The organism is Sphingopyxis sp. P1IMeth2 (assembly GCF_900185685.1).
Taxonomy (GTDB): domain Bacteria; phylum Pseudomonadota; class Alphaproteobacteria; order Sphingomonadales; family Sphingomonadaceae; genus Sphingopyxis; species Sphingopyxis terrae_A.
In genome coordinates this window covers 144398-168956 of sequence record NZ_FYAT01000017.1, presented here as the reverse complement: position 1 = coordinate 168956, position 24559 = coordinate 144398, and the positions used below count along the sequence as shown (strand labels likewise).

The following is a 24559-nucleotide window of genomic DNA, read 5'->3' as shown; positions in this document are numbered from 1 at the left end:
TTCAGCGCGACAGCTTCTTGTAGGTCGTCGCGTGCGGGCGCGTCGCTTCGTCGCCGAGGCGGCGGATCTTGTCCTCCTCATAGGCTTCGAAATTGCCTTCGAACCATTCGACGTGGCTGTTGCCCTCGAACGCCAGGATGTGGGTCGCCAGACGGTCGAGGAAGAAGCGGTCGTGGCTGATGACCACGGCGCAGCCGGCGAAATTTTCGAGCGCTTCTTCAAGCGCCGCGAGCGTTTCGGTGTCGAGGTCGTTGGTCGGTTCGTCGAGCAGAAGGACGTTGCCGCCCTCCTTCAGCATCTTGGCCATATGAACGCGGTTGCGTTCGCCGCCCGACAACATGCCGACCTTCTTCTGCTGGTCGCCGCCCTTGAAGTTGAAGGCGCCGACATAGGCGCGGGTCTGCATCTGATGCTTGCCGATCGTCATCAGTTCGTGCCCGCCCGAGATTTCTTCCCAGACATTCTTATTGGGGTCGAGCGCATCGCGGCTCTGGTCGACATAGCCGAGGCGCACGGTGTCGCCGATCACGACCTCGCCGCTGTCGGGGGTTTCCTGACCCGTGATGAGCTTGAACAGCGTCGACTTACCCGCGCCGTTCGGCCCGATGACGCCGACGATGCCGCCCGGCGGCAGGGTGAAGGACAGATCTTCGAACAATAGCTTGTCGCCATAGGCCTTGGAGACATTGTGAACCTCGATCACCTTGCCGCCCAGACGTTCGGGCACCTGAATGACGATCTGCGCCTTGCCGGGGGTGCGGTTCTCCTGCGCTTCAACGAGCTGGTCGAAGCTCTTGATACGTGCCTTCGACTTGGCCTGGCGTGCCTTGGGCGACTGCCGGATCCATTCGAGTTCGTCCCGGATCGCCTTCTGGCGGCCCGCTTCCTCGCGCGATTCCTGTTCGAGGCGCTTCGCCTTCTTTTCCAGATAGGTCGAATAATTGCCCTCATAGGGGAAATAGCGACCGCGATCGAGTTCGAGGATCCAGTTCACGACATTGTCGAGGAAGTAGCGATCGTGGGTGACGAGGATGACGTTGCCCGGATAATCAACGAGATGCTTTTCGAGCCAGGCAACGCTTTCGGCGTCGAGGTGGTTGGTCGGTTCGTCGAGCAGCAGGATCGATGGCTTTTCGAGCAGCAGGCGCGTCAGCGCAATACGGCGCTTTTCACCGCCCGACAGGCTTTCGACGCCCCAGTCGCCCGGCGGACAACGCAGCGCTTCCATCGCGATTTCAAGCTGGTTGTCGAGCGTCCAGCCGTCGACCGCGTCGATCTTTTCCTGCAACTCGCCCATTTCGGTCATCAGCGCGTCGAAATCGGCATCCTCGGGCGGATCGGCCATCAGCGCGCTGATCTCGTTGAAGCGGTCGAGCATGTCGGCGACGGGGCGGACGCCGTCCATGACATTTTCCTTCACCGTCTTCGTCGGATCGAGTTCGGGTTCCTGCGCCAGATAGCCGAGGGTAATCCCCTCGCCCGGCCACGCTTCGCCGGTGAAATCGGTATCGATGCCCGCCATGACTTTCATCAGCGTCGACTTGCCGGTGCCGTTGGGTCCGACGATGCCGATCTTCGCATCCGAATAGAATTGCAAATTGATGCCGTTGAGCACCGGCTTTTGCGCGCCGGGATAGGTCTTGGTCAGACCCTTCATCACGAAACTATATTGGGCGGCCATGAAATGCTCCGAAACTGGCTGAGCCGCGCAGCGCGCGGCCGGAAGAGAATGAGGTCGCGGGCCGGTTAGCGAATGGGCGCGCGCTTGGCAATCGACGCTTGCGGCAGGGCGTATTGGCTGGTTAGGACAGAGGCATGACACATCGCTGCACCATCGCTCGCCTGACCGGCCTCGCCGCCTGTCTATTGTCCACCGCCGCCTTTGCCGCGCCGAGCGCCGTCGACATGGCGCAGAGGGGCGAAGACCCGGCGCTCAAGATCACCGAAGACCTTACGACCGAGATCGGACCGCGCATGGCGGGGACCGAAGCCGAGGCCGCTGCCCGTAAATGGGCGGTCGAACGGCTGCGTTCAATGGGCTTCGCCAATGTTCGTGAAGAAGCCTATACCATGCCGGTCTGGGTCCGCGGCGCCGAGACGGCCGAACTCACCGGACCGTTCCACCCCCAGAAGCTCGCGATCGCCGCGCTGGGCAACAGCGGTTCGACCGGAGCCGACGGCATCGAGGGCGACATCGCCTATTTCCCGAGCTTCGACGCGCTGAAGGCCGCGCCCGATGCCGCGGTCAAAGGCAAGATCGTCTTCATCGACAACCAGATGAAGGCGGCGCAGGACGGCAGCGGCTATGGCTATTTCGGACGCGGGCGCTTCGTCGGGCCCAATGCAGCCGCCAAAAAGGGCGCCATCGCCATAGTCATCCGATCGATCGGCACCGACAGCCACCGCAATCCGCATACCGGCGTGACCAATTTCGAAGCCGGTGTCACGCCGATTCCCGCGGGTGCCATCTCCAATCCCGACGCTGACCTGCTCGTCCGGCAATGGCAGCACGGCAAGCCGCTGCGGCTGAAGCTGTTGCTGACCCCGAAAACACTGGGCGACCAGCCGTCGGGCAATGTCATCGCCGAAGTCCCCGGCAGCGATCCCAAGGCAAGCCCGGTCATCATTGCCTGCCATCTCGACAGCTGGGACCTCGGCACCGGCGCGATCGACGATGCGGCGGGCTGCGGTATCATAACGGCTGCGGCGAAGCATATCATGGCCGCGGGGCAGCCGCGGCGGACGATCCGCATCCTGTGGGCCGGTGCCGAAGAAGTCGGCGTGTTCGGCGGCAAGGCCTATTTCGATGCCCATGGCAAGGAACGCCACGCGGTCGTCATGGAGTCGGATTTCGGTGCCGACCGCGTCTGGCGCGTCGATTTCAAGCTGCCCGAGGGCGCAGCCGGGCTTGCCGACCGCATCGCCGCGGCACTCGCGCCTTATGGAATCACCCGCGGAAAGCAGCCTGCGGGTGGCGGCGCCGATGTCGGCGCCCTGATCGAGTCGGGGGTGCCGACCATCGACCTGCAACAAGATGGGACACGCTATTTCGATATTCACCACACGCCCGATGACACGTTCGACAAGGTGGATCCCGCGCAAATCCGCCAAAATGTGGTCGCCTGGACGGTCACGATCGGGCTGCTTGCAAATAGCGCCGATGCCGAGCTACCATGACGGACAGCGCGGGGTAATCAGAACAGGGCGCGCCTGCCATCTCAATTATTTTTGTTGACGATTGGTACGGAACGTCTAAATCCCGCCGCTCGCGGGACGGGAAAGTTTCCCCAGCGCGGAATGGCATTTTAGGGAGCCCACACATCATGAAGAAGTTTGCTGCTATCGCTGTTGCTGCCAGCATGTTCGCCCTCGCCGCTTGCGGTGAAAAGGCTGCTGAAGAAGCGACCACCGAAGCTCCGGCTGCTGACACCGCCGCTGAAGCTGGTGCGGACACCGCCGCTATGGCTGCTGACTCGGCTGCTGCTGCTGCCGACACGGCTGCTATGGCTGCTGACACCGCCGCTGCCGCTGCTGACTCGGCTGCGACCGCTGCCACGGCAGAAGAAAAGAAGTAAGTCACAGCCCTTCGGGGCAATGACCGAAACAAAGGGCGGTCTTCCTTCGGGAAGGCCGCCTTTTTCTTTGCGCGCTGCTTTTTCGCCTCTGTCAGCCTGGGTGCACGCTGCGGCTCAGTTGATCCGGCCCTCGATGCTCAGCGTGAAGCTGGTGGGCGTGCCGGTCGATCCCGCCATGCTGCCCTGCGGCCGCAGACAGACATAGCGCACCGCAGGATCATAGGCGGCCACCGGCGAATAGGTGCAGGCGGCAAAGCTCGTTGGCGCAGTTGCGGCATTGGAATAGCGGATATCGCTCGCGGCGCTGAAGCTGAGCGCGCTCGTCGGCGACCCCTGGGAGAAAACCGGCGACGCGGCGGTGCCGACGCTGATCTGCGCCGGCAAGCTGTCGATGATCAGCACGCTGTTGCTGTCGGTCGCAGTCGGCCCGCTGTTCTGGACGGTTAAGCTGTAGCGAACGATCGCGCCCGGTATCGCCTTCGGGTTCGTCGTGCCGTTCACCGGGTCCGATACCAGCGTCGAACTTTTGGCGATTGCCAGCGTGGCGTTCGATCCGCGCTTGGTATTGGTGATGACGCAGGCGATCACGTCACCCATTTGCGGCGTCACACTGCCGCCGGCGGCTGTCGGCAGGACCGTCGAAGAGGTCGCCGCATTGGTGCAGCTCATCGTCGCCGTATACTGACCCAACGTCGTCGTCCCGGCTGCCGCTTCCGACAGGCTGTACACCGTGCCAGCGCTCAGCTGTACCTGCGGCGTCGAGCCGTTCGATACGGTCGCCCCGCTGCCCGTCGTGGTGGTGGTGCCGACCACCGTGGCACCCTGCGCGATCGTCAGCGTGAACTGGTCGCCGCTGAACTGACGGCCGGACGCTGCCAGAGCCTTGGTCAATGTCAGATGCGGATAAGGCGTCTCGGTAAAGGTGCATTGCACCGCATCGCCGAACTGGAGCGGTCCGAAATTATAGGCGGTGGTGACGACATTGGTCGGCAGCGGCGTGCTCGAACCGGTTGCCGTGTTGGTGCAGGTCAGCGCCGAGCGATAATGCGACAGGCTGTTGACGCTGCCGGCGGCCATCGTCTGGTTCAGTGTCAGCGGGATCGCCGCCGAGCTCGACAGCGCGGCCGAGGTAAAGGGACCGAGGCCGGTGCCGCTCGACGTCCCCGTTGCCAGCGTCGATCCCGTTCCCGTCGTGTTGACCGAAAAGGTGAACTGGTCGGCCGGGTTGGCGCGTGCGCCCGAAATCTGCGTGTTCAGCCGGATCGAGGCGAAGCGCACCGCGAACATCGCGCCTTGCAGCCCCCCGCCCACCAAAGTCGTGGTCACCGACGTCGGCGATGTCGACCCCATGATATAAGCACCCACGGTTCCCGCGGCGCCCGTTTCGGTGAAGCTGTTCGTTCCCGTCCCCGATGTCGTCGGATAGGTGCTGCCGCTGATCGGCCCGGCGCGATCGAGCTCCTGCCAGTTGCCGCCATTGGTCTGGAATCGCAGCGATTCGCCTTCGTTGCTCGACTCGCCGTCGGCGGCGACAAACATATAGGCGCTGATCGTCCCGGCTGCGGGCGGCGTCAGCGCGATGCTGCTGATCGCGATGGTCGTTGTCCCGGCCGCGGTCTGATACATGATCGGACGCCCGGCGATGCCAAGAAAAGCCGTATTGCCGACCGCACTGCCCGACCAGGACGGCGATGTAGCGGCGGTCATCGCCGCTCCCGACACCTTGAGATTGAAGCTCATCACCGTGCCGTCGGACAGGGTGAAGGAAAAATTCTGTCCGGACGCCGATCGCGCCGTCGTTTCGCTGTAACCGGTAAAGTCGAGCCAGCAATAGGTCTGCCAATCGGCAGGCCCGGTCGATCCCTGAGCGGTCGCGTAATAGCAATTGGCCGCCATTGCGGGACTTGCAGCGCACAGCGCCGCAAACAGCGCCGCCAGCGCCGCGAACAGTTTCTTCAGACTGCCGCCGGTCATCTCGATATCTGGTCCCTATCTCGACCCGCGAGCATAGAGAGGATTGTTTAGCAGCGGGTTAAGCCTGGCCGCGCGCAGCCAGAGGGGGCGCTGCGGTGAAGCATTGGTCGGGGAGACAGGATTCGAACCTGCGACATCCTGCTCCCAAAGCAGGCGCGCTACCGGGCTGCGCTACTCCCCGACCGTGGAAGGCGCCTTAGACAGGCTTGGGGCGCAAGTCTATCCCGCTGACGTCGCGATCAACCGCGCATAGAAATCGATCATGCGTTTGAAGCTGTCGATCGCCATATGCTCGTTGGTGCCGTGGATCATTGCCGATTCCTTCAGCGTGAAATGCATCGGCATGAAGCGATAGACGTCCTCGGACACGCCCTCCATGCTGCGGCTGTCGGTGCCGCCGACGACGAGCATCGGGCTGAGCACCGCCTCGGGCGCGTCGGCGCGTGCCGCTGCAGCGATCCACTTCCAGCCCTGCGACGTTGACGAAGAGATGCGCGACGGTTCGCGCGGCGGCTTGACCCAGGCGAGATCGACCTTGGCATCGCCCACCGCCGCCTTCGCGCGCGCCATGATGTCCGACGACCGGTTCCACGGCGCGATGCGATAGTTGATGAGCGCATTGGCCGATTGCGGCAGTACGTTCTCCTTGGGGCTGCCCTCGAGCATCGTCGGCGCGATCGTGGTGTGAAACGCCGCCGCGGTCGACGGCGAGCCGGTGAGCTGGCGCTTGAGTATCGGCCCGAACAGCCACTGGTTGGCGACCGCCATCTTGGTAACGCCGCCTTTCTTCGCGGCGAGCACTTCGATCATCGAGGCACCGGGGCCGCGCACCTCCATCGGAAAGGGATCGCCGGTAATGTCGAGGATCGCCTTGGCCAGCGTTTCGACCCCGGTTTGGGCCGGCGGCATCGAGCTATGCCCACCGGGGGCATTGGCCGTGACCTTCAGCGTGCCATAGCCCTTTTCGCCGACGCCGATCAGGATGGCCGGGCCGTTGATGACCGGCGTGTCGGTGAGCACGATGCTGCCTTCGTCTATAGTGAAGATCGCCTTGACGCCCTTCGCCTTGAGCTGCGCCGCCGCGGTGATGGCACCCGATCCACCCGCCTCCTCGTCGTGGCCGGAGATGAGGTAGATGCTGCGCTTCGGCTTGAAACCCTGCACTGCCAGCGCCTCGATCGCCTCGAACAGGCCGACGAGCGATCCCTTGTCGTCGACGGTGCCGCGGCCCCATACCGCGTTTTCGGCAATCGTCCCGGCGAAGGGCGGATATTTCCAGTCCTTCTCGGTCCCCGGGGTCACCGGCACGACATCCTGATGCGCCATGACGATGATCGGCGCCGCGGCGGGATCGCTGCCCTGCCATTGGTAGATCAACGTCTTGTTCGGCAGGATGGTGCGGGTCATCGCCGCATGGGCCGCCGGATAGCTCGCCGCGAGCCAGCCGTGCAGCCGGTCCCACTGCGCCCCGTCGTTGTCGGCGGCATCCTGATGCGAGACGGTCGGAATCTGTGCCGCTTCGCTGAGGTGCCGGACGGCGGCCTGCAGGTCGTACGTAGGCGCGGGCGCGAGCGTCACGTCGCTGCCGTCGGCGATGTCCTTGGGCGCAAAGGTCGCGGTTCGCACGCCGACGACAGCCCCGACCGCCACGATGACCGCCAGCCCGCCGAGCAGGATCGTCTTCTTGCTTGCCATGTCCCTCTCCCTTTCAACTCGGCCCAATGGACAGCGACCGGTTGCAATTTGCAAGGGAAATGGTGGGCCCGGCAGGACTCGAACCCGCAACCTAGCCGTTATGAGCGGCCAGCTCTAACCATTGAGCTACAGGCCCCCGAGAGGGATCAGCGGGCGATAGCCGAGCGCGTCGCCATTGCCAATATGCCGTCGGTATCGATTGCGGCGATGCTGCGCCGCGCCAGATGGTCGAGCACCACGTCCCACCAGCGGTAGAAGAGGTCCAAGTCCGCGTCGCTGCGCACATAGGGCGTGTTTCCCGGTTGCAGCGAGGGCGAGTGAAACGAAAAGTTGAGGATGGGCAGGCTTTGCTCGATCGCGATGTCGATTGCGCGGCACGCCTTGTCGGCGGGAATTCCTTCGGGCGTCAGCGCGATGCGTTCGACGAGCCCCAGGCGCGCGAGCGCGGCGCCGGCGCGCAGGCCATCGCGCGCCACCCGGTGATAGACCGGCGGACCGAGACGGCCGAGCGCGCCCCCGAAGACGGTTGTGACGGGGACTTCCAGAATGGCATCGCTCCCCTGCCCCACCCACCAGGGCCGCAGCGGCGCGCAGCGATAGTCGGGACCATGACCGGGACGATAGTCGAAGCCCGACCGGACCGAGGTGTCGAGCCGAAAGCCGAGATCGGCGAGCATCGCGGCGCTGCTGCGTCCCAGCCCGTAACGCCCCGCACGATAGGCGAGCGGCGCGGTGCCGAACCGGTCGCGGATGCCATCGCGGAGCGTCTGCATCTTGGCGCGCTGCAATGTTTCGGGGAGATTCCCGGTGTAGCTGTTGCGGTCATTCACCGCCTCGTCGAACGGCGGCGTGACCCAGGGATGGAGTTGGGCGCCGATGTCGCAGCGGCCTGACGCCAGCGCCGGTGCTAGAATGGCGACCGCCCGGTCGTCCTGCACGATCGGCCAGTCGACGAGATAGATGGGACGCACCCCGGCGCGTTCGAAATAGGATTGGCATGCCGACAAGGCCGGGACCGAATCGAGCCGGAAACCGGTCCGCGAAAATGGTCCGTTCCAGTCGAAATCTTCCTCGGTATCGATCGTGACCCAAAAACGCGGCGCCTCACCGTCGTTGAGTGCAATTTGACCGGATTCCGGAGGATAGGCCTGAATATTGGCCGCAGAACCCACCTTATTCCCCTTTACCCCGCCCCTATGCGGTTCGGCTATTCGCCGTGTTGGGCACCTAGTTCGGTGTCGGCCCTTGGGTTGGCCGAGGGAAGATACAAGGTCAAGGCATTATGACCGATATCGAGTCGTCCCCCGGCGCCGCGCGCCAGGCTGTCGACCAGTCGCAACGAAAAGCCGAGGCTGAGGATCGCGGCGCCGGGCGCCTCGCCTTCGGGGCTGAAGCCCGGATCAAGCAGATCGGCCGCCGATGCGAAGCGGATCGCGGCGGGACGCACGATGCGCAGTTGCAGCATGTCATCGGGACCGGCCTCCGCAACCAGTTGCCCGACAAGCGTCGTACCGGCTTCGCAAATATCGACGAGTGCGGTGAGCAGCCGTCCCACCATCCGCCGCGAATTGGCATCGTCGGCATGGGCCAGGAAGGGGCCGCCGACGCGCGAAATGCTGAGGTCGATCCGCTGGTCGGCGAGCAGCGGCGCGAGGTCGCCTTCGATCTGCGCCATCACCGTCGCAAGGTCGGCGACCTCGTCGCTCGCCTTCGTCTCAACGACGCCTGTCGAACGTGCCGCGACCTCAAGATCGTCGATGATGTCCTGAACCGCGCCCGCGTCGGCGATGATCGAATCGGCCATCTTGCGATAGGCGCCGCTGACCGGACCGAACATCTGTCCCGAAATAATCTGGGCAAAGCCCGAGATCGCATTGAGCGGGCTGCGCAGTTCATGGATCAACTGCCGGATAGAGTCGCCCGAATCGCTCGATTCCGGGCGGCCATAAGGCAATTCATTGTGCTGCGGCCGCCGAGCGGTGCCGCGATAGCCGCAAAACTGGCCGGTCGCGGGATCGAACCAGGGCAATGCCGAAAAGCGCCATTCGCCGGCGTCAGCTGCCGACCCTTCAAGGATCATACGGGCGTTGACGATTTCGGCACGCTGGCGAAACGCGCCCACTGCGGCGCCATCGGTCCCTGGCTCGCCGCCCAAGGCGCTCTCGGCGATCGACAGACCGATCGCCGCGCCGCGGGTTATTCCGTCGACCCAGCGGATCACGCCGTCGGGTCCGGTTTCGAACAGGAAGCTCGTGCGCGGCCGTGCCGGAGCGGGCTTGCTGCGCGACGACTGATATTTGTCAATCCGCCGTACCAGTTCGCTGATCTGGCTCGCAGGTGCCTCGTCGACGACGTCCGATGCTGCGGCGTCGGCGGCCGCGAGAGCGGGTTGCGGCAGTGCGACCGATCCCGCGCCCAGGCTGTCCAGCGCGCGGCGCACGCTCACGGGCAGATCGCTGCGCCCGGCGAGGATCGAACGCGCGGTGGCGGCGGTCGTCGGCAGCATCGCCAACCAGTCCGCCTCCGCCAGCCGCGCGCGGCGTAGCATCGTCGCGGAGACGGCCGGAACGTCATTCGCGTAAAAAGCGACCAGCGGCGCAAAGCGCCCGTGGCGGGCCACCGCAACGGCGCAATCGCGCCGCACCTTTTCAGGCACATCGCGGCGCAGCACCGCGAGCGCGTGGAAGGCGCGACGTATATCGGTCGTATCCAGTTGATTGCCGCGCTGCGCCAGAATATCGGTGAGCTGGCGCCACGCGGCGATGCTCGCACGGCGGTCCGCCGGCGCTTGCCGCAAGATGGTCGCGATCATCGAGTCAGCGGTCACGCGAGGCCAGCCCATTCCCGTTTTGTTGGTTAGCGGAAGCTTAGCGGCTAGCGTGAATCAATCGCTCACGAAAGAGGGTAAGGGTGCCACGTCACATTGTGGGACAATTGCAATCGCCTGAAATAATATTATGGTGAGGGCAATCGGGGAAAGCGGATGTTTCAATGATGGCAAGCCAGAAGTTCGATCAAATTGATTTGCAGATCCTCAACGAGCTGCAGAAAAACGGGCGGATAACCAATGTGGAATTGGCACAGCAGGTAGGGCTGACGGCTCCCCCGTGCTTGCGCCGCGTCCGCGCGCTGGAGGAGTCGGGCGTGATACGATCCTATCACGCCGATCTCGATGCCGCGAAGCTGGGTTACGGGATCACCGTCTTCGCGATGGTCAGCCTGCGCAGTCAGGCCGAATCCGACCTCAAGGCGTTCGAGGATTATGTCGGCGGGCTGGCCGAAGTGCGCGAATGTTATATGCTCAACGGCGAAATCGACTTTCTGCTCAAGGTCGTCGCGCGCGACTTGCAGAGCTTTCAGTCGTTCCTGACGGCGCATCTCACCTCGGCACCGAATGTCACGAGCGTGAAGACGTCGCTTACGATTCGCACCGCCAAACAACTCGCCGGCATCCCGGTCGAGCCATAATCGCGGCGCGCACGAAAAAGGGGCGCCCTCCCCAGCGGGAGGGCGCCCCTTTTTATGTCCGATCAGTTCGCCGGTGCGGCGGCGGGAGCCGCTGCTGCGGCTGCAGCGGGCGCTTTGGCCGACAGGTGGATGGTCCACAGATTCGCGAGACGTGCCCGGTCACCCTGCACCTTCGCGAAGCTGGCGATCGCCGCATCCTTCTGTCCCGCGAGAGCCTGCGCCACGCCGAGGCGATATTGCGCAAGCGGGTCGCCGCCGGCAGACGCCTTTTCATACAGCGAGATCGCGGTCGCATAGTCGCCGATGCCGACAAGGCCGTCGGCGGTCTGGCGCGCCAGCTTGGGGTTCGCCGCGGTTGCGGGTTTGGCCGCGTCGGCCTTGAGCGCGACGGCGTCGGCCTTGGCCCGCGGTTCCTGCGATTCGAGGATCGTGTTGAAACGCTCGTCGGACGTCTGGATGACGTTCGCAGCCTGACCTTCCTTGATCACGGCCACAGCCTCACTCGGATAGCCCGCCTCGGTCGCCAGCGCGGCATATTCAAGATATTCGGGACGCTGCGTCATCGACTTGGTTGCGCGCATCAGGCGGAACGTGTCGAGGTTCATGACCTTGTCGCTCGCTTCCTGCTGCAGCAGGATGAAAAGCGTGTTCCGCCAGATCACCGGCTGCGGATAGTCCTCCAGGCGCATCGCCAGCATATCGAGCAGTTCGCCATTGCGCTTCGCCGCCTGCAAGGCGCCTGCCGGACGAACATAAAGTTCTTCCGACGGCACACGGCCCGCGGCACGCGCCGCAGCGATCGCTTCCTTCGCAACAGCAAGCCCCTGATCGACCTGGTTCAGCTTGAGATAGCTGTCCATCAGAAGAACCGGCAGGCCCTGTTCGGTCGAACCGGCGGCCTTTGCGGCTTCCAGACGCTTGACGGCCTTCGCATAATCCTTGTCACCATAGGCGAAATTGCCCGAGAAGAAATTATAGGCGGCCAGGCTTTCCGGCGGCGTCAGGCCCGATTCGAGCATGCCGTCGAGCGCCTTGCCCTGGATCGCCTTGTCGCTCTTGCCGATTCCGAGCTGGAGTTCGTAGAAAGATACGAGATATTTGTCGTCGGGGCTCGTCGCGCTCGCCTGCCCTTCGGCGAGTGCGGCTTCGAGGGCCGCCATGTCCTTGGCCTTCGCCGCCTCGGTCAGCTTCTTGAGCGCAGGGCTGAATTCCTTGCTGGGCTTGAGCTGCGCGCCCTTCTGCTCTTCTTCCTTTTTCGGCTTTTCCTTCGCGGCGGCGGGCGCGGCGACAATCAGGGCGCAGCCGAGGACGGCGGCAACGGCGGTTGCGGACGTCTGGCGGAAACGCTTGAACATCGAAATCTCTCCTTTGTATCGGCCGCCGGTTTCCCGCACGAACAGGTCCGGCCACGTTCAGCAACGCGGCTAGCCCCGTCGCGTTGCCATGGCAAGACGAGCACAGTCGATATTTCCAATGGAGGTTGCCGCCTGAACGGCGTTTGAACCCGAAACCGGGTCAGCCGATGGCGTCGATGGCGGCGTTGATATCTCGCAGCACTGCCGGATCGCCCGGGACCCCGGCCATCGCGCCTTCCGCTAGCTCGATCAGCGAGATGACGCCGAAGGTCGCGGCGAGGCTCTTGAGCCGCAGCGCCGCCATATGCCAGTTGGCATCGCAGCGCGACCGGCGCATCAGGTCGGCAAGCTCGCGGGCGCTGTCGGCAAAAACGGCGCGCAGATCCATGGCCATCGCCGCATCGTCGCCGATGGCCGAAGAGAGAAAGCGATCGAGAGGGCCGCTGTCGAACGACATTCCACAGCCTTGACAGCCCATGGTTAAGTTTCCGTTTCATGGCGGGCATTTGATGCTAAGATGGCCTGATGACGGGGGAAAAGAAAATCGTCGGTCTGTGGCGGGAGTCCGCGGCAAACCCGGAGAATGATACGCCGGCGCAGACCGATGCACCGGCGAGTGAAGCCGCGTCCGCCCTCGAAGCCGAGGTTCCGGTCGAGCGCGAATGGCTCGATATGACGCCGCTCGCGACCGATGACGACGATATGCCCGGTCCGCAGAGCGGCGCGTGGCGCGACCGGCTGATGCCGACGCTGTTGGTAATCATCGGCCTCGGCTGGTGCCTGTTCGCCCTGTTTATCGCGACGAAGGGTTTTGCACGTCCGGTCGCGCTCGATCAATGGCCGGCGCTTGTCGCGACCCTGTCGATGCCGCTCGTTTTGCTGACGCTGCTCTGGATGGCGTTGCTGCGGTCGAGCCGGTCCGAACAGGCGCGCTTTGCTCGCCTCGCCGCGGCGCTGCGCCACGAAAATGATGCGCTTGCGCAATCGATGGCGGTGCTTGGCGACAAACTCGCCGAGGCTCAACGTCAGCTTTCGGAACAGGCGCGCAATGTTCAGCAGCTGGGCGTCGATGCCGTGCTCCGGCTCAACGACAGCAGCGACAAGCTCGCAACCAATGCGTCGGTCATCGCCAACGCCCACGACCAGCTCGCGCGATCGGGCGACGTCGCGATGCAGCGCATGGACGGCCTGCTCGCCGGGCTGCCGCGCATCGACGATGTGGCGCAGCGGCTCGCGGTCAATTTCCGCGAAGCGGGGCTCGTCGCACATCAGCAGGGCGCGAACCTCGAAGCCAAGCTCGCCGAACTCGGCGAAGAGGCGGCCAAGGCCGCGCGGACCGGCGAAGCCGCCGCAGCGGGCCTCCACGAAGCGCTCGGCGCGCTGCAACAGCAAACGCAGGAAACCGAATCGGGGCTGATTGCCGCGGCATCGCAAGTCACCGACGCGCATGGCGTCGCGCTTGCGCAAATCACCCAATCCTCGGCCTCGATCCGCGATACGCTGCAGACGACGGTCGACAATCTGGGCGCGCGGCTCGACACCACCTGGCAGCAATATCGCGACCGGGTCGATGCCGCCGCAGACCAGATGGATGCACGTCTTGCGTCGGCGGAAGCAGCCGGCGCCGCGCTGGGCGACCAGCTCGCGGCGCATGGCACGGCGAGCGAGGAACTGGCGGCGCGGATTACGGCGCATGTCACCGAAACGCGGCAGCAGCTCGAAGTGCTCGATGTCAGCGTATCGGCCAGCACCGGCGTCATTGGCCGCGCGATCGAGGACACAAAAGCCCAACTCGGGGCTTTCATCGCCGATGTGCAGACCGGCAATAATTCGGCGCATCAGCTTATCACTCACGCCGAGTCGCTGTTGCTCGCGCTCGATGCGGTGACGCGCGAACTCGACGAAACGCTGCCGCATGCGCTCGACCGCATGGCCTCGCACGGCAAGGCGACCCAAGGTGCGCTCGGGCAGATCAAGCCGCTGCTTGAAGCCTCCGAACTCGTTGCGCAATCGACCTTGTCACACGTCAACGCAGTCAAATCGACGTTGCAGGCGAATGAAGCCAAGATGGCCGATCATGGCGAAAGCCAACAGGCGCTGACCGACCGGGTCAACGCAGCGCTTGCCGATGCCGATGCGGCCTTGGCCCGGCTGCGTGCGGGGGCGGACGATTTTGCCGATCAGGGCGGCGCGCGCATGATCGCTACCCTCGCCGAAGTTAAGTTCACCGCCGAAGCCGCTGCTGACGAAGCGCGGCAGACGCTCGAGCGACTGGTCGGGAATGCCCGCGATGCGATGCAGGCGACCGCGACTGAGGCCATCGACGCGGCGTTCAAGACCGAAGTGACGGCGCAGCTCAAGGCGGTCGAGGATGCCTCGCAGCGCGCGGTGGAAGCGGCGAATGGCGCCGCCGATCGGCTCATGCGCCAGCTCATTACGATCATGGACACCAGCGCCAGCGTCGAACAGCGCGTCGCCGAAGCCGAGCAGGCCATCGCCGCATCGGACCGGGATTCGCTCGCAAAGCAGGTCGGTATCCTCACCGAAGCGCTCAAATCGAGCGCGATCGATATTACCAAGGTGATGTCGAGTGAGGTCAGCGATGCCGCATGGGACGCTTATCTGAAGGGCGATCGCGGCATTTTCGCGCGGCGCGCGGTGAAGCTGCTCGACAACAGCGAAACCAAGGAAATTCTGCGCCTTTACCAGAATGACGATGGTTTCCACGCAGCTGTCAATCAGTTCATCCATGACTTCGAGGCGATGCTGCGCCTGTTGATCGGCGCGCGCGACGGATCGGCGATAAGTGTGACGCTGCTGTCGTCGGACATCGGCAAGCTTTACGTGGCGCTGGCGCAAGCGATCGACCGCCTGCGGAACTGATTACGTAACCAGGGCGCGCGGCAGTGGATGGGCTGCTATCGACCGATTGGGGACATTCTTCTCCCCTCCCGCGGGCGGGAGGGGTCGGGGGTGGGCATGCGGCGTTTAAAAGGCCCACCCCGCTGCGACTAGCGAGCAAGCTCGCAAGTCTCGCCGCCCCTCCCGCTTGCGGGAGGGGAAAACAGCGCGCGCTTCAAGCGTCCACTCCCCACCCCAAACCGCCCTTAGACCCGAAGCCGCTGCCCGCGTCGCGTCAGGCGCGGCCGCTCAGGACGTCAGGGTTTGTCCAGCCGTTGATATAGGCGACATAAAAGAGGCCGAAGGCGATCGTGGCGACAATCGTGATCTGGATCAGAATGCGCAGCGGGTGGAAGCGCGCGGGTGCGCCCGGCTCCTGGCCGTCGATCAAGGGCACGGCATCATCTTCGGCGCGGCGACCGTGGAAGGGCAGCACGAAGAAGGTGCTGAACGCCCAGATAAGCAGGTAGATGGCGAGCGCCGAGGTCCATTTCATGGGTCAGATATCCAGAATCAGCACATCGACTATCGGCTTTTTGCCGGTCCAGTCGGTTGCGATGCGCCGGACGCCAAGACGGATCGCTTCCTTGAGGGCATCGCGGTCGCGCGCCGGGGATTTGGCTGCCTTTTCTGCAGCGGCGTTCATTTCGTCGAGAAAGGCTTCGCGCTCGTCCTCGACCGGAACGCCGCGATACTGGATCGCGCTGTCGGTGAATTTGCCGTTCGACAGCACGACGGCGACAGAAATCTGGCCGTAGAAGGACAATTTGCGCCGCTCGTTGATCGTTTCGCCATCGGCGGGCAGGATCACGTCGCCATCGAGGATGAGTCGGCCCGAACGCACGCGCTCGAGGATATGAGCGGGACCGGGGGCCAAGCGGACCAGATCGCCATTTTCCTGCACCAGCGCGTCGGGGACGCCTTGTTCGACAGCGAAACGCGCCTGTTCGTGCATATGGCGGATCTCGCCATGCACCGGCACTATCAGCTTGGGACGCAGCCAGCCATAAAGCGCCGCAAGTTCGGGCTGCCCCGGATGGCCGCTGACGTGAATATGCGCCTGCTTTTCGGTCACGGTCAGAATGTCGCGCGCCGCGAGCTGGTTCATGATCCGCCCGATCGCAATCTCGTTGCCCGGGATCTGCTTCGACGAAAAGACGACCGTATCGCCCGCCTCGAGCTTGATCTGGTGAATCCCTTCGGCAATGCGCGCGAGCGCGGCGCGCGGTTCGCCCTGCCCGCCCGTCGCGACGATCATCACCTTGTCGCGCGGCAGCCGCATCGCTTCGTCGAAGTCGACCGTCCGCGGGAAATCCTTGAGATACCCCGCGGTGCGTGCAACGCCCAAAATGCGATCGAGCGACCGCCCCGCGACGCACAGGGTACGCCCGGTGGCCTTGGCGACCTGCCCCAGCGTGTCGAGGCGCGCCGCGTTGGAGGCGAAAGTGGTGACGACCACCCTCCCCTTCGCCGCGCCGACGGCCGCGAGCAGACCGTCGCGCACACCGCCCTCAGTGCCGGAGGCCTGGGCGTTGAACGCATTGGTCGAATCGCAGACAAGCACATCGACGCCTTCATCGCCCACCGCGGTCAGCGCCGCGGCGCTCGACGGTGTGCCGATGACCGGATCGTCGTCGAGTTTCCAGTCACCGGTGTGGAAGACGCGGCCATAGGGCGTGTCGATCACCGCCGCGCTCATCTCGAGGATCGAGTGGGCGAGCGGCATCAATCGGATACCGAACGGGCCGATGCGGAACTGCGCATCGATATCGACAACCTTCAGCTCGACCTCTTTCTCCAGCCCTTCCTCGGCGAGCTTGTGCGCGATCAGGCCGGCGGTGAAGCGATTGGCATAGAGCGGCACGCCAAGGTCGGCGGCGAGATAGGGAATCGCGCCGATATGATCCTCGTGCCCGTGGGTCAGGATGATGCCGAGCAGGTCGGCCTTGCGATCCTCGATAAATTCGAGGTCGGGCATCACGATGTCGATGCCGGGATAATCCTGCGACCCGAAGCTCACGCCGAGATCGAGCATGATCCACTTGCCGTCGCAGCCATAGAGATTGGCGTTCATGCCGATCTCGCCCGAGCCGCCGAGCGCCAGGAAAAGCAGTTCCTTGCCGGGAACGGTCATGCCGAAATGCCTCTCTGATTATAGAGGTGCATCAACCCGTTGAGCGTCAGATCGGGTTCGACCCGGTCGAACAGATGCGCCTGTTCCTGAAATAATATCGCGAGCCCGCCCGTCGCGATGACAGTGACAGGCTTGCCGATTTCCGCCTTCATGCGGTGCATAAGCCCCTCGATCATCCCGACATAGCCCCAATAGACGCCGATCAGCATCTGGCTTTCGGTGGTGCGGCCGATGACGCTGTTCGACGCCGGTGCCTCGATCGCGATGCGCGGCAGCTTGGCAGCGGCGTTGACGAGCGCTTCGAGCGACAGATTGACCCCGGGCGCGATGATGCCGCCGAGATAGGCGCCGTCGGGCCCGATATGATCGAAGGTCGTCGCGGTGCCGAAGCTGATGACCAGCTTGTCCTTGCCCGGCTCGATCGCTTGCGCGGAAATAGCGTTGCAGGCGCGGTCGGCGCCCACCGCCTGCGGCTCGTCGACCTTGAGCGCGATGCCCCAGCTTACCGGTTCGCGCCCGGCGACGAGTGCCTCGACACCGAAATATTTGTCGGCGAGCAGCTGCAAATTGTGGAGCGCACGCGGCACGACGGTCGAGATAATCACGGCGTCGATTTCAGCGCGGTCGAGCCCTTCGAGCCGCAGCAGTTGATCGAGCCACACCATATATTCGTCGGCGGTGCGCCGGTCGTCGGTCGCGATGCGCCAGCGCGCGACCGCCATCGAGTCGCGGAAAACGGCGAATTTCGCGTTGGTGTTGCCGACATCGATCGCGAGCAGCACGGCTATGTCCCCTCCTCTACGGGTCGCCGCAATTCGACGTCGCCCGCATGCACCAGCATGACCTCCCCATCGGCGCGGCGCAAGCGCAGCGCTCCGTCGGGCGCGAGGCCGTCGAAATATCCGTCGAGTGCCTGTTCGGACACATGCAGCGGCGTGCCCACGGGATGCCCCAGCGGCAGCCAGGCGCGCACGATGCTTTCGACGCCTTCCTGGCGCCAGGTCCAGAGCGCATCGGCCATGGCGACCGCCAGCGCATCGGCAAAGCGGTCACGCTCGACGACCGCGCCCTTGTCGGCGAGCGATGCGGTGGCACGGTCGGGGAGATCGGGCGCCGAAACCAGATTGACGCCGACCCCGATGACAACGCTGTCGCCACTGCGCTCGAGCAGAATGCCTGAACATTTGGCGCCCTCCGCCAGGACATCATTCGGCCATTTGAGCTGGAAGTCGATCCCCGGCGCGAGCGCGCGGATCGACTTCGCCAGCGCGACCCCGGCGACCAGTGCCAGCGTCGCGGCGAGCGGGTCGCCCGCGCGCAGCTGCACCACCGTCGATCCCATGAAATTGCCCAGGCCATCGCCCCATGCGCGGCCCAGTCGCCCGCGCCCGGCGGTCTGGCGGTCGGCGACAAGCCAGTGCCCTTCGCCGACATGCTCGCCCGCTGCCAGCCGCGCCAGCAGGTCGGCGTTGGTCGAACCTGTCTGCGCGATCCGCTCGATCGGCGGGATCAGAACAGCACCGCAGCCGCGGTGGCGGAGACGACCGCCAGCACCGGAATGAAGAAATAGCCGACGACCGACAGCCACAGGGCGCTGGCGGTAATGACCGCATCCTCGACCACGACGCCGCCCGTGCCGAATTCGACCTCCGACTTGTCGTCGAAGTACATCGTCTTGATCACGGCGATATAATAGAAAGCCCCGATCACAGAAGCGACGATCCCGGCAATCGCCAGCGGCAACAGATTGGCATCGACCGCGGCCTGGAACACCAGATATTTGGGCCAGAAACCAAACAGCGGCGGAATGCCGGCGAGACTGAACAGAAACACCGCCATCGCCGCGGCAAGGCCCGGGCGGCGCTGCGAAAAGCCCGCGAGCGCCGGGATGCTCTCGATCGGATTGCCCTCGGTATCGCGCAGCTGGAGCACGACGAGGAAGCTGCCGATCGTCGTCACGACATAGACGAGCAGATAGGTCAGCACCGACTCGACGCCCTGCTGCGTGCCGGCGGCCAGGCCGACGAGCATGAAGCCGACATTGTTGATCGACGAATAGGCAAGCAGGCGCTTGATATTCTTCTGCCCGATCGCCCCGACAGCGCCGAGGATGATCGACGCGAGCGCGAGGAAGATCATGATCTGCTGCCACGCGGCGGTCGCCGGACCCATGGCTTCGATGACGACGCGCGTCATCAGCGCCATCGCCGCGACCTTCGGAGCGCTGGCGAAGAAGGTCGTCACCGGGGTCGGCGCGCCTTCATAGACGTCGGGCGTCCACATGTGGAAGGGCACCGCGCTGATCTTGAACGACAGACCGGCGATCACGAAGACGAGGCCGAACAGTAGGCCGTTGTTCATGCCGCCGCCCATCGCCTGCGCAATGCCGGCGAACTGCGTCGTGCCCGAAAAGCCGTAGAGCAGCGAAATGCCGTAGAGCAGCATCCCCGAAGCCAGCGCGCCAAGGACGAAATATTTGAGCCCCGCCTCGCTCGACCGGTCGTCCGAGCGCATGAAGCTGGCGAGAACATAAGCGGCAAGGCTGTTGAGCTCGAGCCCGACGTAGAGCGTCATCAGGTCGCGCGCCGATGCCATGATACCCATGCCGAGCGCCGCGAACAGGATCAGCACCGGATATTCGGCGCGCATCGCGTCCTTGAAGAAGCGCGGCGCGATCAGGATGCAGATGAAGCTTGCGGCGTAGATGAGCAGCTTGGCAAAGCCGCCGAAGGCATCAACTTCCAGCGTGTTCGAAAACACCGACGCCTGCGTCCCGAACATCGCGACAACCGCCGCCGCCGCAGCAGCAAGCGTGACGAGCGCCGCAAGCTGATAAAGGCCAACCCGGCGGTCACCGCCAAAGGTGCCGAGCAGCAGCGTGATCAGCCCCCCGATCGTCAGGATCAGCTCGGGCCAGATGAGGGCGAGATCGGCGGTCATTGGACGCCTCCCGCATGATGCGCTTCGCCGGCGGTCGCCTCGCCGTGCGTGTCGTGCGCCGCCTTGGGTTTGCCAGCGGTGACGTGGGCATCGCCGGCGGGCTTGGCGGGCGCGAGGCGCGCGACCACGGTGGTCACGTCGCCGCGGATCGGGGCGAGGAAGCTTTCGGGATAGACGCCCATCCACAGTGCAACCGCGGCCAGCGGCACGAAAATCGCCCATTCGCGGGGATTGATGTCGGGCATGGCCTTCACATCGTCCTTGGTCAGTTCGCCGAACACGATGCGGCGATAGAGATAAAGCATATAGGCGGCGCCCAGGATGATCCCGGTCGTGCAAACCAGCGCGACCCAGCTCGACGCTTCGTAGATGCCGGCGAGGCTCAGGAATTCGCCGACGAAGCCGCTGGTCCCCGGAAGGCCGATCGACGCCATGGTGAAGAGCATGAAGAACAGCGCATAGGCCGGCATGTTCACCGCGAGGCCGCCGTAGCGATCGATTTCGCGCGTGTGCAGCCGATCATAGATCACGCCGACGCAGAAGAAGAGCGCGGCCGACACGACCCCATGGCTGAGCATGATGATCATCGCGCCTTCGATGCCCTGCTGGTTGAAGGCGAAAAGGCCCGCGGTCACGATCGCCATGTGGGCGACCGACGAATAGGCGATCAGCTTCTTCATGTCGCTCTGCACCAGCGCAACAAGGCTGGTGTAGACCACCGCAATCATCGACAGCGCAAAGACGATCCACATCAGCTGCGCCGAGGCATCGGGGAACATCGGCATCATGAACCGGATGAAACCATAGCTGCCCATCTTGAGCAGCACGCCCGCCAGGATCATCGAACCCGCCGTCGGCGCCTGGACGTGCGCGTCGGGAAGCCAGGTATGGACCGGCCACATCGGCATCTTCACCGCGAGGCTGGCGAAAAAGGCGAGCCACAGCCACGTCTGCATTTCCGGCGGAAAATTATAGACGAGCAGCGTCGGGATGTCGGTTGTCCCCGCTTCGCGGATCATCGCGATCATCGCGATCAGCATCAGCACCGAGCCGAGCAGCGTGTAGAGAAAGAATTTGAACGCCGCATAGATGCGGTTCGCGCCGCCCCAGATGCCGATGATGAAATACATCGGGATCAGGCCGGCTTCGAAGAAGATATAGAAGAGCAGCAGATCCTGCGCCGCAAAGACGCCGATCATCACCACTTCCATGACGAGGAACATCGCCATGTAGAGGCCGACGCGCTTCGTCACGGATTGCCAGCTCGCCAGGATGCACAGCGGCATCAGGAAGACGCTGAGCATGATCAGCACCAGCGCGATGCCGTCAATGCCGAGCGCATAGTTGAACGGGCCGAAGATGCCGCGATGCATCTCCTGAAACTGCCACTGCGCGCCGCCGATATCGAAATTCGCCCACAGCATGACGCCAAGCGCGAAGTCGATCAGCGTCGCCGCGAGCGCGATCAGGCGCGCGTTGCGGTCGCTGGCGAAAACACAGGCGATGGCGGCGATCGCGGGGACCGCCAGCATCAGCGAAAGGATCGGAAGACCGCTCACTGGAACTTCACCATGGCCCAGCTGGCGAGGCCGACAAGACCGAGCAGCATCACGAACGCATATCCATAAACATAACCCGATTGCAGCCGGACCGCGAGCCGGGTGCCCCCCTGGACGAGTGCCGCCACGCCATTGGGACCGAAACGGTCGATGGTGCCTTCATCCCCGCGCTTCCAGAAGAAGCGACCGATCGCGAACGCCGGTTTGACGAAGAGGAAGTTGTAGAGCTCGTCGAAATACCATTTGTTGAACAGGAATTTGTGCAGCAGCGAGAACTGCGCCACGAACCGCGCGGGCAGCGTCGTGTTGCGGATATAGCTGTTCCAGGCAAGGAACAGGCCGATCGCCATTACCGTGAACGGCATCCACTTGACCCACAGCGGCACTTCGTGCGCCGCGTGCATCAGATGCTCGTTGAACGCCAGACTGCCCTTCCAGAAGGCGGCGCCCTCTTCGGGGTAGATGAACTGGTGGTTGAAGAGCATCCCCGCAAACACCGCGCCGAGCGACAGCACGCCCAGCGGGATCAGCATGTTGATCGGGCTTTCGTGCGGATGATAGCCCGCCGTGCCGTCGCCGTGCGCATCATGGTGCGCCGCAGGAGCATGATCGTCGTGGCCGTGGCCATGATCGTCGTGCACCGCATGCTGGATATGCTCGCTCTGCTCCCACCGCGGCTTGCCGTAGAAGGTCAGGAAGACGAGACGCCATGAGTAGAAGCTCGTCAGCAGCGCGGCGAAAATACCGACCCAGAAGGCGATCTGGCCGCCACCGCCGGCAGCGAACGCCGCCTCGAGGATCCCGTCCTTCGAATAGAAACCGGCGAAACCCGCCACGCCCGCGATGCCTACGCCGGTGATCGCCAGCGTCCCCATCATCATCGCCCAATAGGTGAGCGGGATGTGCTTCCGAAGGCCGCCATAATAGCGCATGTCCTGTTCGTGGTGCATCGCATGGATGACCGACCCCGCGCCCAGGAACAGCAACGCCTTGAAGAAGGCGTGCGTGAACAGGTGGAACATCGCCGCGCCATAAGCGCCGACGCCCGCCGCGAAGAACATGTAACCTAGCTGCGAACAGGTCGAATATGCGATGACGCGCTTGATGTCCCACTGCGTCGTGCCGACGGTCGCGGCGAAGAAGCAGGTGGCGGCGCCGACGAAGGTGACGACGCCCGCCGCGACAGGCGCGGCTTCGAACATCGGCGACAGGCGGCAGACCATGAACACGCCCGCGGTGACCATCGTTGCGGCGTGGATCAGCGCCGACACGGGGGTCGGACCTTCCATCGCGTCGGGAAGCCAGGTGTGCAAGCCAAGCTGCGCCGACTTGCCCATCGCGCCGATGAACAGCAGCAGGCAGAGCACGGTCATCGTGTCGAAGCGGTGGCCGAGGAAGCCGATCGTCGATCCGGCCATGCCCGGCGCCGCGGCCAGGATTTCGGGGATCGAGACGGTGCCGAACACCAGGAAGGTGCCGAAGATGCCGAGCATGAAGCCAAGGTCGCCGACGCGATTGACGACGAACGCCTTGATCGCTGCAGCATTGGCGCTCGGCTTCTTGTACCAGAAACCGATCAGCAGATAGGACGCCAAACCAACGCCTTCCCAGCCGAAGAACATCTGGACGAGGTTGTTCGCGGTCACGAGCATCAGCATCGCGAAGGTGAAGAGCGACAGATAGGCGAAGAAGCGCGGCTGATCCGGGTCTTCGCTCATATAGCCCCAGCTATAGAGGTGGACGAGCGCCGAAACGGTGGTGATGACGACCAGCATCACCGCGGTCAGCGTGTCGACGCGCAATTCCCAGTTGAACTGGAGCGCGCCCGACGAAACCCAGTGCAGCACCGGCGTGACACCCGCTTCGCCCGTTCCCGCGACGAAGGACAGGAAAATCGGCCAGCTCAGCGCGCAGCTTGCGAACAGCGCACCGGTGGTCACGAGCTTTGCCGCGGTAGTGCCGATGGCGCGCTGGCCCAGACCTGCAACAAGCGCCGCGAGCAGCGGCAGGAAAACGATCGCCTGAATCACCGGCTTACCCCTTCATCCGGTTGGCATCGTCGACGGCGATGGTGCCGCGGCCGCGGAAATAGATGACCAGGATCGCGAGACCGATCGCGGCTTCGCCCGCGGCAACGGTCAGCACGAACATCGAAAAGACCTGGCCCACCAGATCGCCCAGCGCGGCGCTGAACGCCACGAGGTTGATATTTACGGCAAGCAGGATGAGCTCGATCGCCATCAGGATGACGATGATATTCTTGCGGTTGATAAAGATACCGAGCACGCCCAGGGTGAACAGCACCGCCGAAACGGCGAGATAGTGGCCGACCGAAATCACAGTTCCATCCCCTGCCCGACGCCCGGATCGACGAGGCGCGTCGCATCTTCGGGACGGCGGCGCACCTGCTGGCTGATATTCTGTCCACGCACGCCGCCGCGTTGGCGGTGGGTGAGCACGATCGCGCCGATCATCGCGACGAGAAGGACGATGCCCGCCGCCTCGAACAGGAAGATGTAGCGCGTATAGAGCAGTTCGCCGATCTGCTGGATATTGCTCTTGTCGCTGACCAGAGGCGCGGCGCGCGCCGCAAGATCGATCCCCCCGGCGCTCCACGCGCCGACCGCGAACACCAGTTCGGCGGCAAGGATGATCGCGACGAGCGCGCCCAGCGGCAGATAGCGCACGAAACCGGCGCGCAGCTCGGCGAAGTCGATGTCGAGCATCATCACGACGAACAGGAACAGCACCGCGACCGCGCCGACATAGACGATGACGAGCAGCATCGCGATGAATTCCGCCCCTGCGAGCAGCATCAGCCCCGCCGCGTTGAAGAAGGCGAGGATCAGCCACATCACGCTATGCACGGGGTTGCGGGCGAAAATCACCATCGCGGCCGACGCGATCACGATGGTCGCGAACAGGTAAAAGGCGATCAGTTGAATCATGTCCGCGCGC

General features: G+C 64.2%; 20 protein-coding genes and 2 tRNA genes. 4 read left to right on the top strand and 18 right to left on the bottom strand.

The window, feature by feature from the left end; genetic code table 11:
• Position 1: 1 nt before the first annotated feature.
• On the bottom strand, positions 2–1681 hold the full coding sequence (gene ettA / locus P1IM2_RS17575; RefSeq protein WP_003051732.1) for an energy-dependent translational throttle protein EttA: 1680 nt from the start codon (positions 1679–1681) through the stop codon (positions 2–4).
• Positions 1682–1815: 134 nt separating this feature from the next.
• Between ettA and P1IM2_RS17570 the strand changes: the two genes are divergently transcribed.
• Entirely contained in the window at positions 1816–3177 is a 1362-nt protein-coding gene (locus P1IM2_RS17570) for a M28 family peptidase (protein WP_186403301.1), read from the top strand.
• Positions 3178–3323: 146 nt separating this feature from the next.
• Complete coding sequence (locus tag P1IM2_RS17565; protein ID WP_003051737.1) at positions 3324–3575, top strand: hypothetical protein; 252 nt, start codon at positions 3324–3326, stop codon at positions 3573–3575.
• Between the two features lie 114 nt (positions 3576–3689).
• Here the strand turns inward: P1IM2_RS17565 and P1IM2_RS17560 are convergent, their stop codons facing one another.
• The 6 genes from P1IM2_RS17560 to P1IM2_RS17535 form a co-directional block, all read right to left on the bottom strand.
• Complete coding sequence (locus P1IM2_RS17560; protein WP_186403300.1) at positions 3690–5549, bottom strand: CshA/CshB family fibrillar adhesin-related protein; 1860 nt, start codon at positions 5547–5549, stop codon at positions 3690–3692.
• A 104-nt stretch (positions 5550–5653) separates the two neighbouring features.
• Positions 5654–5730, bottom strand: a tRNA-Pro gene (locus P1IM2_RS17555).
• 38 nt (positions 5731–5768) lie between these two features.
• Positions 5769–7244: a M20 family peptidase gene (locus P1IM2_RS17550; RefSeq protein WP_186403299.1), complete on the bottom strand. Its 1476-nt coding sequence runs from the start codon at positions 7242–7244 to the stop codon at positions 5769–5771.
• Positions 7245–7304: 60 nt separating this feature from the next.
• Positions 7305–7380: transfer RNA gene (locus P1IM2_RS17545), tRNA-Ile, on the bottom strand.
• Between the two features lie 10 nt (positions 7381–7390).
• Positions 7391–8416, bottom strand: coding sequence for a polysaccharide deacetylase family protein (locus tag P1IM2_RS17540; RefSeq protein WP_186403298.1), 1026 nt, complete (start codon positions 8414–8416; stop codon positions 7391–7393).
• 35 nt (positions 8417–8451) lie between these two features.
• Positions 8452–10056: a sensor histidine kinase gene (locus P1IM2_RS17535; RefSeq protein WP_260834190.1), complete on the bottom strand. Its 1605-nt coding sequence runs from the start codon at positions 10054–10056 to the stop codon at positions 8452–8454.
• 182 nt (positions 10057–10238) lie between these two features.
• Here P1IM2_RS17535 and P1IM2_RS17530 point away from each other — a divergent pair, with 182 nt between their 5' ends.
• The gene (locus P1IM2_RS17530) at positions 10239–10712 is read left to right on the top strand and encodes an Lrp/AsnC family transcriptional regulator (protein ID WP_003051752.1); all 474 of its coding nucleotides are present in this window, start codon (positions 10239–10241) and stop codon (positions 10710–10712) included.
• A gap of 62 nt (positions 10713–10774) precedes the next feature.
• On the opposite strand, the gene P1IM2_RS17525 is transcribed toward P1IM2_RS17530, so the two are convergent.
• The gene (locus P1IM2_RS17525) at positions 10775–12067 is read right to left on the bottom strand and encodes a tetratricopeptide repeat protein (protein ID WP_186403296.1); all 1293 of its coding nucleotides are present in this window, start codon (positions 12065–12067) and stop codon (positions 10775–10777) included.
• Positions 12068–12227: 160 nt separating this feature from the next.
• Complete coding sequence (locus tag P1IM2_RS17520) at positions 12228–12524, bottom strand: hypothetical protein (RefSeq protein ID WP_003051763.1); 297 nt, start codon at positions 12522–12524, stop codon at positions 12228–12230.
• Between the two features lie 68 nt (positions 12525–12592).
• On the opposite strand from P1IM2_RS17520, the gene P1IM2_RS17515 reads away from it, so the two are divergent.
• Entirely contained in the window at positions 12593–14950 is a 2358-nt protein-coding gene (locus tag P1IM2_RS17515) for a hypothetical protein (protein ID WP_186403295.1), read from the top strand.
• A gap of 253 nt (positions 14951–15203) precedes the next feature.
• On the opposite strand, the gene P1IM2_RS17510 is transcribed toward P1IM2_RS17515, so the two are convergent.
• From P1IM2_RS17510 to P1IM2_RS17470, 9 genes are read right to left on the bottom strand one after another with little or no spacing between them, the layout of a single operon-like run.
• The gene (locus P1IM2_RS17510; RefSeq protein WP_003051636.1) at positions 15204–15464 is read right to left on the bottom strand and encodes a DUF1467 family protein; all 261 of its coding nucleotides are present in this window, start codon (positions 15462–15464) and stop codon (positions 15204–15206) included.
• A 3-nt stretch (positions 15465–15467) separates the two neighbouring features.
• Positions 15468–17102 (bottom strand): ribonuclease J, encoded by a 1635-nt coding sequence (locus P1IM2_RS17505; RefSeq protein WP_186403294.1) that lies wholly within the window; start codon positions 17100–17102, stop codon positions 15468–15470.
• The gene (locus P1IM2_RS17500) at positions 17099–17884 is read right to left on the bottom strand and encodes a type III pantothenate kinase (protein ID WP_058811636.1); all 786 of its coding nucleotides are present in this window, start codon (positions 17882–17884) and stop codon (positions 17099–17101) included. Before P1IM2_RS17500 ends, P1IM2_RS17505 begins: the two co-directional genes overlap by 4 nt.
• Positions 17885–17886: 2 nt before the next feature.
• The gene (locus P1IM2_RS17495; RefSeq protein WP_186403293.1) at positions 17887–18690 is read right to left on the bottom strand and encodes a biotin--[acetyl-CoA-carboxylase] ligase; all 804 of its coding nucleotides are present in this window, start codon (positions 18688–18690) and stop codon (positions 17887–17889) included.
• Positions 18612–20042, bottom strand: a complete 1431-nt coding sequence (gene nuoN, locus P1IM2_RS17490; protein WP_186403292.1) for an NADH-quinone oxidoreductase subunit NuoN — start codon at positions 20040–20042, stop codon at positions 18612–18614. The genes P1IM2_RS17495 and nuoN overlap by 79 nt, the downstream gene beginning before the upstream one ends.
• On the bottom strand, positions 20039–21601 hold the full coding sequence (locus P1IM2_RS17485; protein WP_186403291.1) for an NADH-quinone oxidoreductase subunit M: 1563 nt from the start codon (positions 21599–21601) through the stop codon (positions 20039–20041). Before P1IM2_RS17485 ends, nuoN begins: the two co-directional genes overlap by 4 nt.
• Positions 21598–23631, bottom strand: coding sequence for an NADH-quinone oxidoreductase subunit L (nuoL, locus tag P1IM2_RS17480; protein WP_062764940.1), 2034 nt, complete (start codon positions 23629–23631; stop codon positions 21598–21600). The genes P1IM2_RS17485 and nuoL overlap by 4 nt, the downstream gene beginning before the upstream one ends.
• 4 nt (positions 23632–23635) lie before the next feature.
• The gene (nuoK, locus tag P1IM2_RS17475) at positions 23636–23941 is read right to left on the bottom strand and encodes an NADH-quinone oxidoreductase subunit NuoK (protein ID WP_003051614.1); all 306 of its coding nucleotides are present in this window, start codon (positions 23939–23941) and stop codon (positions 23636–23638) included.
• A complete protein-coding gene (locus P1IM2_RS17470) occupies positions 23938–24549 on the bottom strand; it encodes an NADH-quinone oxidoreductase subunit J (RefSeq protein WP_186403290.1) in 612 nt (203 codons plus the stop codon). Before P1IM2_RS17470 ends, nuoK begins: the two co-directional genes overlap by 4 nt.
• Positions 24550–24559 lie beyond the last annotated feature (10 nt).